10 protein-coding genes, 1 tRNA gene, 1 rRNA gene and 1 pseudogene are annotated in these 16,834 nt (G+C 38.8%); 7 read left to right on the plus strand and 6 right to left on the minus strand.

Annotated elements, in window-relative coordinates:
• Positions 1-97, plus strand: a 5S ribosomal RNA gene (gene rrf / locus H6G06_RS28160); the annotation flags it as partial.
• Between the two features lie 286 nt (positions 98-383).
• Here rrf and ltrA read toward each other — a convergent pair.
• From ltrA to H6G06_RS22240, 6 genes and pseudogenes are all read right to left on the minus strand, one after another.
• Positions 384-1,958 (minus strand): group II intron reverse transcriptase/maturase, encoded by a 1,575-nt coding sequence (ltrA, locus tag H6G06_RS22215; RefSeq protein ID WP_190564164.1) that lies wholly within the window; start codon positions 1,956-1,958, stop codon positions 384-386.
• A gap of 1,201 nt (positions 1,959-3,159) precedes the next feature.
• Positions 3,160-3,561 (minus strand): annotated as a pseudogene (locus H6G06_RS28165) (LbetaH domain-containing protein); the annotation flags it as partial.
• 15 nt (positions 3,562-3,576) lie between these two features.
• Positions 3,577-5,901: a WD40 repeat domain-containing protein gene (locus H6G06_RS22225; RefSeq protein ID WP_190564166.1), complete on the minus strand. Its 2,325-nt coding sequence runs from the start codon at positions 5,899-5,901 to the stop codon at positions 3,577-3,579.
• Positions 5,902-6,248: 347 nt separating this feature from the next.
• Positions 6,249-6,638 carry a hypothetical protein gene (locus H6G06_RS22230; protein WP_190564168.1) on the minus strand — a complete coding sequence of 130 codons (390 nt, stop codon included), beginning with the start codon at positions 6,636-6,638 and terminating at the stop codon, positions 6,249-6,251.
• Positions 6,639-6,911: 273 nt separating this feature from the next.
• On the minus strand, positions 6,912-8,696 hold the full coding sequence (argS, locus tag H6G06_RS22235; protein ID WP_190564170.1) for an arginine--tRNA ligase: 1,785 nt from the start codon (positions 8,694-8,696) through the stop codon (positions 6,912-6,914).
• Between the two features lie 191 nt (positions 8,697-8,887).
• Positions 8,888-11,212: an IMS domain-containing protein gene (locus H6G06_RS22240; RefSeq protein WP_190564172.1), complete on the minus strand. Its 2,325-nt coding sequence runs from the start codon at positions 11,210-11,212 to the stop codon at positions 8,888-8,890.
• A gap of 515 nt (positions 11,213-11,727) precedes the next feature.
• Here H6G06_RS22240 and H6G06_RS22245 point away from each other — a divergent pair.
• The 6 genes from H6G06_RS22245 to H6G06_RS22270 all read left to right on the plus strand — a co-directional run bounded on the left by H6G06_RS22245 (position 11,728) and on the right by H6G06_RS22270 (position 16,611).
• Complete coding sequence (locus H6G06_RS22245; RefSeq protein ID WP_190564174.1) at positions 11,728-11,877, plus strand: hypothetical protein; 150 nt, start codon at positions 11,728-11,730, stop codon at positions 11,875-11,877.
• A gap of 399 nt (positions 11,878-12,276) precedes the next feature.
• Positions 12,277-13,314: a pyruvate dehydrogenase (acetyl-transferring) E1 component subunit alpha gene (gene pdhA / locus H6G06_RS22250; RefSeq protein ID WP_190564176.1), complete on the plus strand. Its 1,038-nt coding sequence runs from the start codon at positions 12,277-12,279 to the stop codon at positions 13,312-13,314.
• Positions 13,315-13,487: 173 nt separating this feature from the next.
• Positions 13,488-14,357, plus strand: coding sequence for an aldose epimerase family protein (locus H6G06_RS22255; RefSeq protein WP_190564326.1), 870 nt, complete (start codon positions 13,488-13,490; stop codon positions 14,355-14,357).
• Between the two features lie 59 nt (positions 14,358-14,416).
• Positions 14,417-14,488, plus strand: a tRNA-Lys gene (locus H6G06_RS22260).
• 429 nt (positions 14,489-14,917) lie between these two features.
• Positions 14,918-15,847, plus strand: coding sequence for a HipA domain-containing protein (locus H6G06_RS22265; RefSeq protein WP_190564178.1), 930 nt, complete (start codon positions 14,918-14,920; stop codon positions 15,845-15,847).
• Entirely contained in the window at positions 15,844-16,611 is a 768-nt protein-coding gene (locus H6G06_RS22270) for an HIRAN domain-containing protein (RefSeq protein WP_190564180.1), read from the plus strand. The genes H6G06_RS22265 and H6G06_RS22270 overlap by 4 nt, the downstream gene beginning before the upstream one ends.
• The last annotated feature ends 223 nt before the right edge of the window (positions 16,612-16,834 follow it).

Here is a 16,834-nt window from a genome sequence, read left to right on the forward strand (position 1 = left end):
GAACCACACTGATCCCTTCCCGAACTCAGAGGTGAAACGCCGCTGCGGCAACGATAGTCTGGGGGTTGCCCCACGCCAAAATAGCTCGATGCCAGGTTTATTTTTTTCAAAAGCCTCCTCTATTGGTTTATTTAGAGGGGGCTTTTGTTTTATTCATGTTTAAACTACATCTTTTAACTTCTGAATCTCACCTTTCATCATCACATCAATATGATATTGAGTTAGAATATGATATTGAGTTAGGTCGATGGGAGGTATTATCCTCCGCACCTCTCAGTTAATTAGAGTCGATGCCTTAATTACTTGAGGACACCTCTCGTTCAGAACCGTGCGTGCGACTTTAACCGCACACGGCTCCTAGTTTGACACCTACTAAGTCGGGTCTACCCCGCTGTTCGGACTCTCATCTGACCATGTATGGTCTGATGCTGGTGACATTCACGATGCAGAACCTCCAAGTTTAATGGCTTCCAATTGAGATGGTTGCCATCAATGTGGTGTAGTTCGGCGATGTCGCCAGAAATGAACGATAAGTTGCAGTGTGTGCATTTATGATTCTGCTTCTTGAGAAGACGTGCCGTCGTACCATCATAATTAGCATTTTCTCGCTTTGACCAGTATACAAAGTCGCCGTCGTAGGGTGATTTATCTCCCCTTACTTTGACAAAGTTGCACGCAGACCAACTGACCGAAGGAAACGCTATTTTTATAACCTTATTGGTTTGGTAGCGGTTGTATCTTCCCTGTTTACGAATGAATTTCCACGTCCAGTAGCGTGATGTCCACAGGTCATGTTTGCTCATGTCGCAGAATTTATGGTAATTTCTCCACCCTCGAACAACCGAACCGCATTTATCGATTCTTTGCTCTAAGGTGAAACGACTATCTTTCATCACTTCTTTAACTTTTGCCTTAATACCACTTGTGGCTTTTTGGCTCGGTGTCGAAATGAATTTACCATTGGGTTTTACACAGAAGTTCCACCCCAGGAAGTCGAAGCCATCGGTACTATGTACAACTTTGGTTTTGACTTCTTTGACTTTTAAACCTCTCGTTGCCAAGAAGCTATCAATGTGTTTTCTTAGGAGTTCTGGGTCGTCTTCTGGTTTTAAAACGAACACGACATCATCCGCATAACGGAATCCATTAATCGTGTCTACATATCTTCCTCCGTTTCTGACCTTTAGCCTTAATTCATGACCAACATTTTCTAATCCGTGAAGGACTATGTTTGCTAATAATGGGCTGAAGACTCCACCTTGAGGCGTACCAGATTCTGACGAAGGAAACTCTCCTCTGACTCCAGCTTTAATTGCCCGAAAAACTCCTTGTTTTGCTGCCTTTGGTAGTTGGACAGATTGCATTAGAAATTTGTGGTCAATCTTGTCAAAACATTTTTCAATATCCAATTCTAAAATTCTTTTACCTATCCCGTTACTACTAGAGTTTAGGTTATTGAATAATTGTCTCTGGACATCGTGACAACTTCTGCTTGGTCGAAACCCGTATGAATGGGCGTTGAACATGGCTTCTGCTGATGGTTCCAAGGCATATTTGATAAGACACTGATAGGCTCTATCGCTAATAGTTGGAATTCCTAATCCTCTTTTTGTTCCGTCTGCTTTGGGGATATACACTCGCTTTAAAGGCTGGTGTTTCCATTGCTTCCAGTTTTTGACCAACACTTCAAATAGTGCCAATCTTTGAGAGGCTTCGAGGGCTTTCTTTCCGTCCACCCCTGCGGTTTTCCGTCCAATGTTTAACTGTGTTACTTGCCTAATGGCTAGTAATTTAGCTGCTTTAGAGCTTAATAAAAGTTTCTGAAGCTTACGCACAAGGCGCACGTTTCCGTTCTTTTGAGCCTTAAATATTCTCACTTGTAGGCGAAACACGATTTTCCGTAGCTTACGCCAAGGAATCGATTTCCATTTATCAACTAGATTTAACTCCGTTGTCATAACATTCTCTACGCATTTTGAACATTAACTATGCAAACCGTACCCAGTTGTCCGAAAGTCCTTACCTCTCGAATTTTCGAGTACATCTTACCAACTCTACCCGCTAACTTTTATTTAAGAAGTCCACAGCTTCAGGAATTAACTCTCTGTAACTGGAGGTTGCAAGAGTTGTTTTATTCGTTCCTCAGTTTAGTTAGTTTGTAGTTTTAGGTTCTTTCATTTCGCCTACGATTCCCCAGAATTGCATTTATCCAGATCATAATAATGCGGGTATTTTCACACTTGAAGTGTTATCTTGTGTCGTTATTCGACCTTGATTTTGGTCGTTCACGTTTAGACGCTTTTTACGAAAGTTCAACTAAATGTTTAACCATAACTACTTACCTACACAAGTTACCCCCATCTCAGGTTTGTTATTCTCGTCCTGTCCCCAGCTTCACTTTCAGAGTTAATTCTCTGTTCATGTGGGCAGTTTTGGCATCACGCTATTCCGAGCGGGTGAGACTTGTCAAATTTAAGTTCGACGCACTCACACTAAACTGAAGTTATCTTTACTATCTTTTAGAGCTTGCACTCAAGGCGGCGTAAAGACTCACATCCCCTAACCTTTACGGGTTAGTTTCGTGAAACGAACCGCACGAACCGGACGTGCGCCTTACAATGCATCCGGCTCCCGACAATCTTAAGTATCCTTTTTGCTCATGTGAATATATTGGTGACAGGATTGATGCATTGCCATCATATTTTTGGGTTTCCAGTTATTGTGCTTGCCATCAATGTGATGGAGGTGTATATTTTCACCGTCTATGAACCGAATGTGACTTAAAGGAAAAGATTGCCGTTTTTTAAAGGATAAGCTTGCCGAACCCTGTTACTTAAAGGATAAAGTGAGCGTTTTTAAAGCATAAAATGGCGCAGCGGTAACAAATACAGAGTCAAAAGACACTTACTGCTCAAGATAGAGTCTTACCTGCTTTAAAACCTCAATGACCTCGGTATACCACAATGAAGAGGGATGAAGCATAAATTTTCTCAGATTTTTCACAGTGGGAGTAATACCTTGTGCATGAATTACTGGAGCCAATTGCCGTACTTCTCGACAACCTTGCTCAATAGCTTGTAGATGACGAAATTTGCGGTAATCTTTGTAGCGTAAAGAAATAGCATGGCATAAAGTAGGGCAATAGTGGTAGAAAGTTGCCAACCCAATACCAATTAAGGAATCATAACCTATCCAAACATCATTATCTATGATGATGTCACCTTTACTGGGTAAGTTCATTAAGTTTGACATTGCTGATTCCCAAGCATGACCAAAAATGGGAAATGGGTAAGTGGAAATACCATCCAGTTTGTGATTAGCACCGTTCATGATGAATTTAACATGACTAGCGATCGCACAAAACTTACCGATAATTAAAGAATCATCACCATAGTTATAAAGAACGTTTTTTTCAAACTCCTCTGGGTTCGCTGGGTCATCATAATAAGTGTAGTCACCAATAATGATATTTGGTGATTTGACAAAATTTTTAATAAAGCAAACCCGATGATGTTCTGCTATTGGATAGGGATTTTTAGGATTTGGTCCACATTGTTCCATTAAATTCTCACTTTCCTATTTCATCACCTGCCAAATTTTAACCGTTTTATCCGAACTACCACTAGCGAGAATTTTACCATCGGCACTGAGAGAAATAGAATTTACTACCCCAGAATGTCCAGTCAGAGTTTGTAAAACTTCACCTGTAGAAATATCCCACATTTTAATAGTAGAGTCAGCACTACCACTACAGATAAATTCACAATTTGGACTCACAGCAATAGATTTCACTTTTTCTGTATGTCCATTTAAAGTTTTTAGCAATTTACCTGTACTTAACTGCCAAATTTTAATTGTAGAGTCAGCACTACCACTAAACAAATGTTCTCCATTTGAACTTATAGCTATTGATGTCACTTCACCTAAATGACCAGCAATAGTACGTAAAGGATCACCTGTGCAGGGGTTCCACAATCTAATTTTATGATCAGAACTGCCACTAGCGAGAATTGTGCCGTCTGGACTTATGGCAACCGCGTAAACTGCTGATGAATGCCATAAAGTACAAATCCTCTCTCCTTTTTGTAAACTCCAAATTTTGATTTTATGACTACCACTAGCGAGAATTGCAGCATCTGGACTTATAGCCACTACATTAACAGGTTTTTGATGTCCTAAAAGTGTATGAATAAGTTTACCCGTTTTTAAATTCCATACCTTAACATTACCTTGTGGATGTTCGCAACTGCCAACAGCAAGAAAATTGCCATCAGGACTGACAGATACAGAAGAAATAGCACCAGAATTGCCTGTAAAAGTGCGAATTAATTTACCAGTTTGCAGATTCCACATATTGATAGTTTTGTCTGCACAGCCACTAACTAAAACCTCATTATCAGGACTTATGGCTACAGAATAAACTTTACCAGAATGTCCGGTGAGAGTATGGTTAAGATTGAGCATTTCTAAACTGCGGTTGACTTTAAGAATTGCTATTTTTTCTAAAAGACTTTCCACATAAACAAGATTTTCACCATCACCAATTCCAGTAAAATATTCTTTTAATCTGCTGATATAAGTTTCATCTTCTAACTTCAATGCTAATTGCATCGCTTGTAAAGGATGAATTACTTCTTTTGTGGATACTTGCCGCATTTCCAACCAAGTATCAATAGAGTAATCAACTTGTTCCTGGGACCAATCAGAATTAGGAACATGAGATAAACCTTGAGCTAATTGCAAAGCTAACTCTGGAATTCTAGAACGTCGCTCATTTTTCAAAGTTTGATAAACTTGTTTATAACTATTAGCGATTAACTGTAATGATTGTAAATCTACCGCATCATTGAGTAAACTTGGTAGCAATTCTGGTAACAATGGATTTACATCATAATTAACCAAATAATAAACATCTGTCACCCAAGCAGTAACTAGACAGTGACAAGTAATTAAAACCTGGTAAAGATGCTCCCAATCATGATGACCAATGTGATATTCTAGAGATAACTGACTAACATCAATTCCCTGAGATTGCCATTTTTCTACCTTTTCTAAAATTTCCAAATTCAGGTTTCTTTCTCTACCTAAATTATTAATTACTTCTAAATCTTCTCCTAGTGCTAAAAGTTGATTTTTAATCTTTCTCCATTCCCAAGCCCGATTTTTAGCAGACTCTTGTAAAATTTGCCGATAAGGTAATCGAGCAATAGTTTTATAGTAATAATTCTCTTGTCCTAATCCCCAATAAGCAATACGGAAATTTAGATAATCTCCATCTTTTTCGGATTCTAAAATTAAAGTAGGTTGGGTTTTTAAACCACTAAATAAAGCTTTAATACTAGATTCACTATGAAACCGCTTACTATCCCAAGCACCAGCTAAAAACTCTATTGGTCTTTCTGGATGATGCAGAGAATAATTATTGTTAATAAACTCACGCAAACCCTCAGCCAATTTTGGCTCAATTTCCTCAGTAATTTTTGGATTATGAAAATCAAATTTATCAAACTGTATTTGTGGTGCTGCCAGAAAAACTTTGAGTGGGACACGTTTACAGTTGGGAGAAGATTCTAAAATTTGTGAAGGATACAATCGCAAAGGCCAGCTATCCAGAATTTTATGTACTTCTGGTAACTTAATAGATGTTTCTCTCTCTTGATTAGCTATTTTTAATTGTGTTGCATGATGGTAAATAGCTAATTGTTGTTGCTGGGTAAATTCAGTTTTAGTAATATCTAATCGTGTAACGTTATCTACAGTTTGAATAAAATCTTGAAATACTTCGGGAATTTGAGAAATTTGGTTTTTTGAGTTACCTTCTGTTTGCTTTTGGATGATATTTACCATCACGGGTGCAAACTCTAACACCAGTTGAATGAGTAAATTTAAGCCTGGTTGCATAAGTAATTTCCTGTCAAATAACTTACATTAACTGCCTAATAAAAAGTTGAGTAATATTCTTTACCAACCTCTAATATTAATTGACAAAATAAATAGACAATAACTATACTACTATCTTAAGGCATAGTTTTTGTTTATAAAAACAATAATAATACCAGAAAGGTAGGTTGGGTAGAACGCAGAGAAACCCAACAAACCCATAATAAAGAATGTGATAGATAGGTAAGTTGAGTAAAATTTAGAGAAACCCAATAAATCCCTGAAAATGTTGGTTTGCGTTCCTTAACCCAACCTACACATTGTTAATTATTGTCTTAAATTCAAAATTAGTGGAAATTAGTTGAAAATTAGAATTTAATTCCTAGCTGTCCATTAAACCCACGCACAGAATTATATCCAGCACCAATAAAAACGTGTTTAGTTGCGTTTGCTTGGACACCACCAGAGAAAGCCACACCCTTATCTTCTGAATATAAACCAACTCCAACATAAGGAGAAATAACAGGTAAATTGATGAATTTTAAGATATCTACACCTGTAGCACCATCAGGGCCAGTTCCCACTTCAAAACCTAAACTCAAAGCTTTAGCACCCACAGCATAAGTAACATCGCCATCTTTTCCCCCCACCGAAACCCAAGGTTGGGGGACAATTTGTGCTGATGCTTGACTGGGATTCAATAAAACAAACAAACCCAGTGATGTGATAAATGTTTTCATAAAAATTACTGCTTTCATTTCTTCCTCCTCACTATTTGCCACAATAACTCAGGACTTACGCAAAACAGAACGGAAGTAGGGGTAATTCATGTAGCTTGCTTGCCCGTTGCGGTATTACCCCTACGCAAGAATCAGGTTTTGAGTTCAATCTTGCGTAAGTCCTATAACTAATCATGACGTATTTCACTTTACTTAAGTGCCTGGAATTGGAAAAGACGCAAAGCAAGAAACATCCCTTTGTGCGTCCTTTCGCGTTACTCTTGCGTAGCTCTGCGTTTAAAACTCCTGCATCTACATCCTCTCCAACACATTAATTCCCAATAAATCTAATCCTAACTTCAGCGTTCTTGCTGTCAAATCACATAACATCAAACGCGAAGTTCTAATAGGTTCTTCAGATTTCAACACCGGACAATTTTCATAGAACTTGTTAAACTTATCGCTGAGATTATATAAATAATCACACAAACGATTTGGTAGTAAATCCTGTTCAACTTCACTAATCACTTCATCAAGTTGTAACAAATGCTTTGCTAAAGTTAATTCTGTATCTTCTCTGAGAATAATTTTGGCATCTGTTCCCAAATTTTCAAAATCAATATTCCCTTCTCGACTAATGCCTTGATTCCTTACATAAGCATATAGCATATAAGGTGCTGTATTTCCTTTGAGAGCAAGCATCTTATCATAGCTAAAAACATAATTGCTAGTACGATTTTGGCTTAAGTCTGCATATTTCACAGCACTAATACCGACCACATCAGCAACATTATTAATAAATTCTTCAGTCTCTTCTCTATCTTCTTCTGTTAATCTCGCTTCTAAATCTGCACGAGTGCGAGAAACTGCTTCATCTAATAAATCTCTTAACCGGACTGTATCACCAGAACGAGTTTTGAATTTCTTCCCGTCATCTCCTAAAACCAAACCGAAGGGAACGTGAACTAATTCCACATCATCAGGAATCCAATCTGCTTTTTTTGCAACTTGCATAAATTGAGCAAAATGGTTTGCTTGTCCTGCGTCAGTTACGTAAATTATCCGCTTGGCTTGATCTTCTTGAATGCGGTAGCGGAGGGATGCTAAATCTGTGGTTGCGTAGTTATAGCCACCATCTGATTTTTGGACAATTAAGGGTAAAGGTTCACCTTCTCTATTTGTAAAACCATCCAAGAAAACACATTTTGCACCTTGGTTTTCTTCTAATAATCCAGCTTTTTCTAAATCTTCTACAACTTTTGGTAAGTAGCGATTATAAAATGATTCTCCTCTTTCTTCCAATTCTATATCCAGCCGATCATAAATTTCCTGAAACTCTTTTCGAGAAGCTTGACAAATAAGAGTCCATGCGGCGGTTGTGAATGGCTCTTTTTCAGATTGTAAGTTTACCACTGCTTGTCGGGATCTTTCTCGAAACTCTTCATCATTATCAAATTTCTTTTTAGCTTCTCTATAGAACTCAACTAAGTCTCCTATATTTATATCACCATGTAAATAATTGCCTAGAGAAGTTTCCATCAATCCAATGTCGGGATAAGTATCAACAAGATGAGTAATTAACATTCCAAATTGCGTACCCCAATCACCAACATGATTTAACCGCAATACGTCATGTCCACGAAATTCTAAAATCCGGGCTATGCAATCACCAATAATTGTAGAACGCAAGTGTCCGACGTGCATTTCTTTGGCAATATTCGGACTAGAAAAATCGACAATTTCTTTTTGCGGATTTTTCGCTGTGGGAACACCTAACCGGGGATCTGCTTTAATGGCGTTCAGTTGTGCTTCGAGGTAGGATGTTTGCAATTTTAAATTAATAAAACCAGGCCCAGCGATTTCTGGTGGGTCGCAAATATCAGATATATCTAGTTTTTCTACAATAGCAGATGCGATCGCTCTCGGTTGCATTCCCAATTTCTTACTCAGGGATAAGGCCACGTTGGCTTGAAAATCACCAAATTTAGGATTACTCGCACTCACCAAAATCGGATCTACTCCGGTGTAGTCAGAACCAAAGGCAGCCACTAAAGCCTGTGCCAATTTGAGTTTAAGTTGTTCTTGTGTAGCGTTCATATTCAAATTTTATTGGTGTCAAAGATGCTATGGGCGGCTTGAAGCTGGAATGTTCCCAAATGCTTGATTATTCTAGTACAGGTTGGCGTAAATAAACCAACCATTCTCAATCGCTAAAAAGCTTACGACCTATGACTTTTGACTTTTGACTTTTGACTTCACGGCGGTACTAGCTTCTTAACTGTTAACTTTTAACTGTTAAGTGATTTAACAACTGTCATACCCTGGATTCGCCACAAACCTTGTTTGCGAATTAAATCATAACGAACCCGCAACCGTTCTTGAGAAGAATTTTTACTTTGACCCTGTTCATAAAACTGGGTAACTTCCTTAACTGTAGCTTCTACCACAGCATTATCTGAAATATTCCCGTTCTGATTGACAAATTCTACCTTTACATCATGTTCGTACTTACGATAGCGGCTATCTGCTATATCCTGCTTGACAATTAGCCGCCATTGTGATGCAGCAGAAGCAGTTAAAATTTCATCTAAACGATTAATTTCATGATTTGGACCTAAAGCTGCGGCTTTGGTGGATAGCCAAGTCTTAATTACTTCCTCTGCGATCGCCGTTGTCAGTGGACTCTCACCTACTTCTGGTTGGCTATTGGGTTTAGGAATGCTGACTGGTGCTTGATTCAGTTCTATTGCTAAGGGTTCTCCCAGCAAAGTTGGTTTGGGGAAAAACATATTATTTAACCATCCCCAAGCTGTAGAAACTAATAACCACAAAACTAATAAACCTCCCATAGATAACAATACCAGCCAAACCAAGCGAGTTTTTCCTTCTATGGTGTTAGCAAAATTGCGTCGTCGTCGAGGAGAATAAGAATATCCATGTTCCCCAACACGCTCTCGACTCTTAGCTGAAGCTGGCTTGCGTCGCTTACGCTTTTTATTGTGTTCGGATGTATCTATATCATTCCTGACATAGTTCTGCTGGTAATATCCGGCTCCCACTTCTTGTGTCGGCGAATATTCTACAGGCATTTCTGGTGTTTGATGCCCTCTTTCTCCTGCTGAACTATGCCATCGTGGTGAAGAGACTTGTGTAGATTCAGGGATTTCGCTGCTTACTGGAGTGGAAAAATCAGAATCAGGTGTGTGGTTGTGATTGACTGTCCCATTACTAACATTGTTATAGCTGCGATAACGAGGATTATTGACTTGTGGTGAGGGAAAAACCTGATTATTAGTGGGATTCCATTCATTAGTTGTTTGCGTATCTCTGGGTAAAGCTTCTAAATAAGCTTGTACCTGCCTGTCAGCAAAGTATTCTTTTAAAGAGGCTTGCCTTCTGACCAAATCCCGAAAATGAGGAAATACCTCTTGTTGTAACCAATGTTCACAATACAAACAAAGTCCTGGTAACAAATCTGGTGAATCTTGAGATTTTTCCCGAATAATAGCTAAAGCTTCATATTCCTGACTTAATTCTAAAACACGTGTTGCTTCTTCGGTTTGTCCCAGTAACAAAGCACATAGAGATTGTTCTAAATGCACATCTTGACGTTTACCCAAACGAATCAACATTTGCTTGGCTTGACGAATTAAAGCCGGTTGACGTTGGGCAAAACCTCTAGCTATCAAGGCATAAACAGCTAAATATGTAGCCACAGCAGAAGGACGCTTGCTTTCAGCTTCAAAGAGTTTGTGCTGTTCCGTAACTGTTAAATGATTGCGTAACTGTTGGATAAATCGCAGAAAATCGTCTATATTTAAACCAGATTGATCATTCCCAGCGCCATCAATTCCACCACGCGCTTCTAAAATATTCTGTAATAATTCCAAACCTTGGCGGCGTTCATTGGTCTTTTCTTGAGGCAGTGCCAGTAACTCCAGGATTCTGTATGGTCGTAGCTTACACAGATCCGCAGCAATTTCCGCTTGCACACTAGTAAATAGACCTTCACGCATTAGTAATTCTTCCCCAGTTTCCAAGGATATAGCCGCATTTTCATAGTGACCTTGCTGCCATTGTTCGCGTCCTAATTCTAGACAGGCTAAAGCCACCGTGAGAATAATATCTGGTAGTTCAGGACTGGCAAAAAATTCCTCACTGGTTAGATGACTACCGACTTTCACACCAGCTGGTCTATTTTTACTCACCAGGTATGGACGACCTAGCTTCAGCACCAATTCGTATTCTCCCAACTCTTGGAGAAGTAATAAAGCACCAACTAATTCTTCTTGGGCGATTTCGATGCTGAGACTGTGGACATCGTGATTGCGGTTAATGCTTTCGGTGCTGTTTTCTAATAGCGATGTTGTCCCAGCCCGATCAGGATCATAGGCGTGGGCGAGATAAGCCTGATCATAGATGCTGCGTTCTTTGGGATTTGATAAAACCACGTAAGCTTCTTCTATGAGTTGTTTCCGAGAGGATATGGCCGTAATCGAATACTCCCGTCGGGGCAATTGAACAATGCGATCGCTGTATGCCTGCCGCAATTGTTCGTCACTTGCCGCTAACGGTAATCCTAAAATTCGGTAGTAATCGAGCGGAATTCGCACAGCCTACTTCCCCTGCACTGTGTTTACGTAGAGTCTCCTGGAGATCGACATAATGAACCTAGAGCATTCCAGGCTTATAAAGCCGTGCCATAATCATAGCTTTAATAATACCGTGTATCATATACAATATGAGTGTAGATTATAACAGTTTTTCTCTTGTTTTTTGCTAACACTTAAGTTATACCTTAAGGATTAATTCCAGGCGCTCATATAGCCCAGCATAAATATCACCCCCATGATATTACCTGATGCCCTAGCCTGAAAAATTAGCTTTCCATTTTCACTCTTTATTCTTTCTGTATATTTATTGTCACATAAATATACTGCTATTCAACCTCAATACTGGCAAACACAACCACCTCTTTTGATAGTGGCAGAGATATTGCACCCACTATAATCTAAAATTTGTGATTTGTTGAGGCTGTTTACAGTCATTGTGTGAGACAAATGACAAATACCGATGCCCTGGTTAGTCCTGATAACTAGGAAAAATAATATAGCATGATTAAATTTTCATGACAATTGCTGAATTTTATGTAAAAAATATAACAAATCTTCTAATTTATGTAGAAAAAGTAGGAAACAGCAGGGCAGAAAATTTTGGAACTGAACCTGAAAAACTTTGGCAAAATGTTAATGGGTATGCAGAAAAACAGCCATGCTGATTGTTAATTTAAAGAGGGAACACAAAAAGCAGCGGTTTTTAACTTGAGGAGCCGCATAAATAGGCAATAAACATTAAAAATGAAAAAATTACACCTTACCCATTCCCTACAGGGCTTTTTGAAACCATAAATTAAGATTTGATAGTTGGATTGTTGACTTTTGCCAACCCTGGCCTATTTACAGCTAACATTATTAAGACCTGTAAACAGAGTACGCATAGCAAGTGCGGAATTTACGCCTGTAGACAAGAACCCGCAAACGGACTTGGCAGAAGCAGGAAGCAAACTTAAAAATGCTGTATTTTGTTTAAATACGAGCGATTTGTATAAGTTTTGTGTTGCACCAATATAACTTTAACACCGTAGCTTTAACTTGTACGACAGGGATACTTCACAATAATGGTTCAAGAACGCACGTTACCCAAATTTGATGCTGCCACCGTCCAGATTACCAAAGAAGAAGGACTGGGATTATACGAAGACATGGTTTTGGGGCGATTTTTTGAAGACAAATGCGCCGAAATGTACTACCGAGGCAAAATGTTTGGTTTTGTCCACTTGTACAACGGTCAAGAAGCCGTTTGCAGTGGTATCATCAAAGGAGCAATGCGACCAGGTGAAGACTTCGTTTCCAGTACCTACCGTGACCACGTTCACGCTTTGAGCGCCGGAGTTCCAGCCAGAGAGGTAATGGCAGAATTATTTGGTAAAGCCACAGGTTGCAGCAAAGGGCGCGGTGGTTCCATGCATATGTTTTCAGCCGAACACCGTTTATTAGGTGGCTATGCTTTCGTGGCTGAAGGTATTCCTGTTGCGGCTGGTGCAGCTTTTCAAAGCAAATACCGTCGGGAAGTCTTGGGAGACAAGAACGCTGATCAAGTAACCGCTTGTTTCTTTGGTGATGGTGCTGCTAACAACGGTCAATTTTTCGAGACATTAAATATGGCAGCGTTATGGAAACTGCCAATTTTATTTGTGGTAGAAAATAATAAATGGGCAATTGGCATGGCTCATGATCGCGCCACATCAGATCCTGAAATTTACAAAAAAGCCAGCGTGTTTAACATGGTAGGCGTAGAAGTAGATGGTATGGATGTTTTAGCCGTTCGCCAAGTTGCCCAAGAAGCCGTAGCCCGCGCCCGTGCAGGTGAAGGACCTACCCTCATTGAAGCCATGACCTATCGCTTCCGGGGTCACTCTTTAGCTGACCCAGACGAACTGCGTAGCAAAGAAGAAAAAGAATTTTGGTTTTCTCGTGACCCAATTAAAAAGTTAGCTGCTTATTTAGTAGAACAAAACCTCGCTACAGAAGCAGAACTTAAAGACATTGAGAAGAAAATTCAGGAAGTCATCGATGATGCGGTGAAATTCGCAGAAAGCAGTCCTGAACCAGATGCCAGCGAATTATATCGCTTTATTTTTGCCGAAGACGAGTAACTGGGGACTGGGGATTGGGGACTGGGGATTGGGGAAGAAGCAGGGAGCAGGGAGCAGGGGAAGAAAATTTTAGATTTTAGATTTTAGATTCGAGATGACAAAAACAATCCAAAATCCAAAATCCGAAATCCAAAATTGCATCACCAATTACCAATTACCAATTACCAAATATGGTGTTTACCATCACTCAACAACAGCAACAATACAAAACCTACGTCCTTTCTGATGAAACCGCTGGTTCTCAACTGGAAGTAGTACCAGAAAGAGGCGGTATTATTACCCGTTGGCGAATTCAAGGTGAGGAAATTCTCTATTTAGATGTGGAAAGGTTCACTAACCCAGAGTTAAGTATTCGCGGTGGTGTACCAATTTTATTTCCCATCTGCGGTAACTTACCAGATAATACCTACACCTACGACGGGAAACAATATACTCTCAAACAACATGGCTTTGGGCGAGATTTACCTTGGGATGTGACAGAACAAGTCACACAAAATAAGGCAAGTTTAAGCGTAGTTTTCAAGAGTAATGAGGTAACACGCGCTGTTTATCCTTTTGATTTTCAGCTAACTTTTACCTACACGCTGCAAGGTAATTCTTTGGTGATTGACCAAGTTTATCAAAATCTGTCTGCTGTACCTATGCCTTTTTCGGCTGGGTTTCATCCCTATTTTCAATGTGGTGATAAGTCGCAGTTAGAGTTTGATATTCCCTCTGGACAGTATCTAGACCAGAAGACCAAGGAAATGCACCCGTTTAATGGTAATTTCGATTTTGAACGGGATGAGATAGATTTTGCCTTTGGTCATTTGCGGAGTCAGTCGGCTGCGGTGACAGATCATAGCCGCAAGTTGAAGTTGACTCTTGATTATGACGATATCTATGCTATGCTGGTTTTCTGGACGCTCAAGGGTAAGGATTTTTATTGTCTGGAACCTTGGACGGCTGGCCGCAACTCGCTGAATTCTGGTGAAAATCTGACTGTGTTAGAGCCAGGAGCAAGCAAAACCACCTCTGTGAAATTAACGGTGGATTTTTTCTAAAAAACCCTTGACAAGTCTTGAGAGAGTTTGCTATATTTAGAAAGTTGCAAAAAGCAAAAGGGTCGCTAACTCAACGGTAGAGTACTCGGCTTTTAACCGATTAGTTCCGGGTTCGAATCCCGGGCGACCCATAAAAAGCTGAATGATGATATTTGTCTTAATCAGGATTTCCAGAATTTAAGGATTTTCAGGATGTTGATTTGTGAGGATAGGGTTAAGCTAATTGTTGGATAATTTGGGCGATCGCTATTTTCTAGATAATCAAATATCAGGAATTATCAAAATATTCCAAAATATTCTATGATGCTGTAATTTGCAACTCTATTCTTTTTCCTAAGTTTAAGATTCTTTCGCGCTCATCAAGAACTTTATTATCCAAGTTTATCTGCACCAAGAGGTCATCTTCCTGTAAAATATTATCAACTAAGTATAGTTAGTGTATTTTTATTTGCGGTAATGAAAAAGCTTCAGTATTGCCAAAATAAAGGTTAAATTATAGGACTACTTAACCGTAGATTTAGATTAACTGAAACAATATCATATTGATTATCAAAAACCTAATGAACCCAGATGAAGAATTTCCTATTATTCTTGTTACGCAAGATCATTATGAACTTGCAAATAATGAGGTAATAGGGACTAATACCAAGTTTTGGTTTGAGCATCAAGAGCTTGGTTATTGCTTGTATAAACAGAACAAATCCCAATATATAGGACAGGATTGGTCTGAAAAAGTTGCATCTGAATTGTGTGAGCTTTTAAGATTACCCCATGCTATTTATTATCTAGCAGAAACTTGGGAAGGAGATCGTGGTATAGTTTCACCTTCATTTTTACCAAAAGATGCAACACTAATTCATGGTAATGAAATTCTCACTCGAATTTTGCCAAACTATCCCACTTTTGAAAATTATGGTGTGTCACAACATACAATAGATATTGTGTTGAGTGTACTGGCAGAAGAACATATCAATTTTCCAATTGATTGGATAGCACCAAGTAATATTCAGAAATCTGTAGAAGTGTTTGTTGGCTACCTGATGTTAGATGCTTGGATTGGTAATGGCGATCGCCATCATCTTAACTGGGGTTTAATAAACCGTAAATTGACACCCCATACCAGAGAAACTATACACTTAGCACAAACCTATGATCATGCTTCTTCTTTAGGAAGGGAACTATATGATGAAAAAAGACAAAAACTATCAGTAGATTCATATATCAAAAAATGCAAATCTGCTTTTTATGCTAATTCAGAAGATAAAAAATCTCTGAAAACTTTTGATGTATTTCACCAAGTTGCCCTTCTTTATCCCCAAGCAGCTATAATGTGGTTAGAACATCTTGAACGTATATCTACAAAAGAGACTCGCGTAATTTTTAACCGCATTCCCAAAAATCGTATGTCAAATATAGCAATTGAATTTGCACAAAATATTCTAGATTTAAACCAAAAGAAATTACTTAATTTCAAGGAATTATTAACATGAAAAAACCGCAAACATTATTCCTAACTTGGCAAGATACTCACAGTCGTTCATGGTTTACCATTGGTAAATTGACTTATGATGGTAAACAATATCAATTTGTTTATACCCAAGGAGTAAAAGAAGCTCAGAATCAATGCCAATTTCAACCTTTATATTCATTCCCTGATTTTAACAAAGTATATACATCAATCCATTTATTTCCCGTTTTTGCTAATCGTTTAATGTCTCCTTCCCGACCTGATTATACTAATTTTATTCAATGGTTAAATATTACCCCAGCAGAAGATAATTCTTTGGAAATTTTAGCCCGTAGTGGTGGAGAAAGAGAGACAGATAGTCTTGCTGTTTTTCCATGTCCAGAACCAGATTTAGAAGGACAATATCAATTGTACTTTTTTGCTCATGGACTGCGACATTTGCCTAAATGTGCAATTGAGAGAATTAATAATTTCGCGCCAAAAGAAAAATTATGGTTAGCTCATGAATTTCAAAACCTTTATGATACTAAGGCGTTAACTTTAAACACAGAAGACCATCATATTGTAGGTTATTGTCCGCGTTACTTACGAAGTGAAATTTTCGATCTTATTGGGAATAACCCTAGTTCAGTTAGGCTGGAAGTAGAGCGTATCAATTTATCACCTACACCGCTTCAGTTTCGTTTATTATGTCACATTACTGCTGTGTGTAAAAATGATTTTCGCCCCTTTTCCAGTCCTGAATATCAACCGTTAGCAGTGGATCATTTGGTTAATGTTGGTTAATTATTGAAATTTGTCTCAATCAGAATCAGGACTTACGCACGATGTGGCTGAAAACCCTATTTTTGCGTAGGGGCAATTCATGAATTGCCCCTACTGTCGTGACCTTTTGCGTAAGTCCTAAGAATATGTCCAGAATCTTCTCAATCAAAAATCGGAAAATTATTTCATCCTGAAAATCCTGATATGGCTACGCCACGCTATGCCTTCGGCACGCTGCGCGAAC

Origin of the sequence: Anabaena sphaerica FACHB-251, assembly GCF_014696825.1 — a bacterium.
GTDB lineage: Bacteria > Cyanobacteriota > Cyanobacteriia > Cyanobacteriales > Nostocaceae > RDYJ01.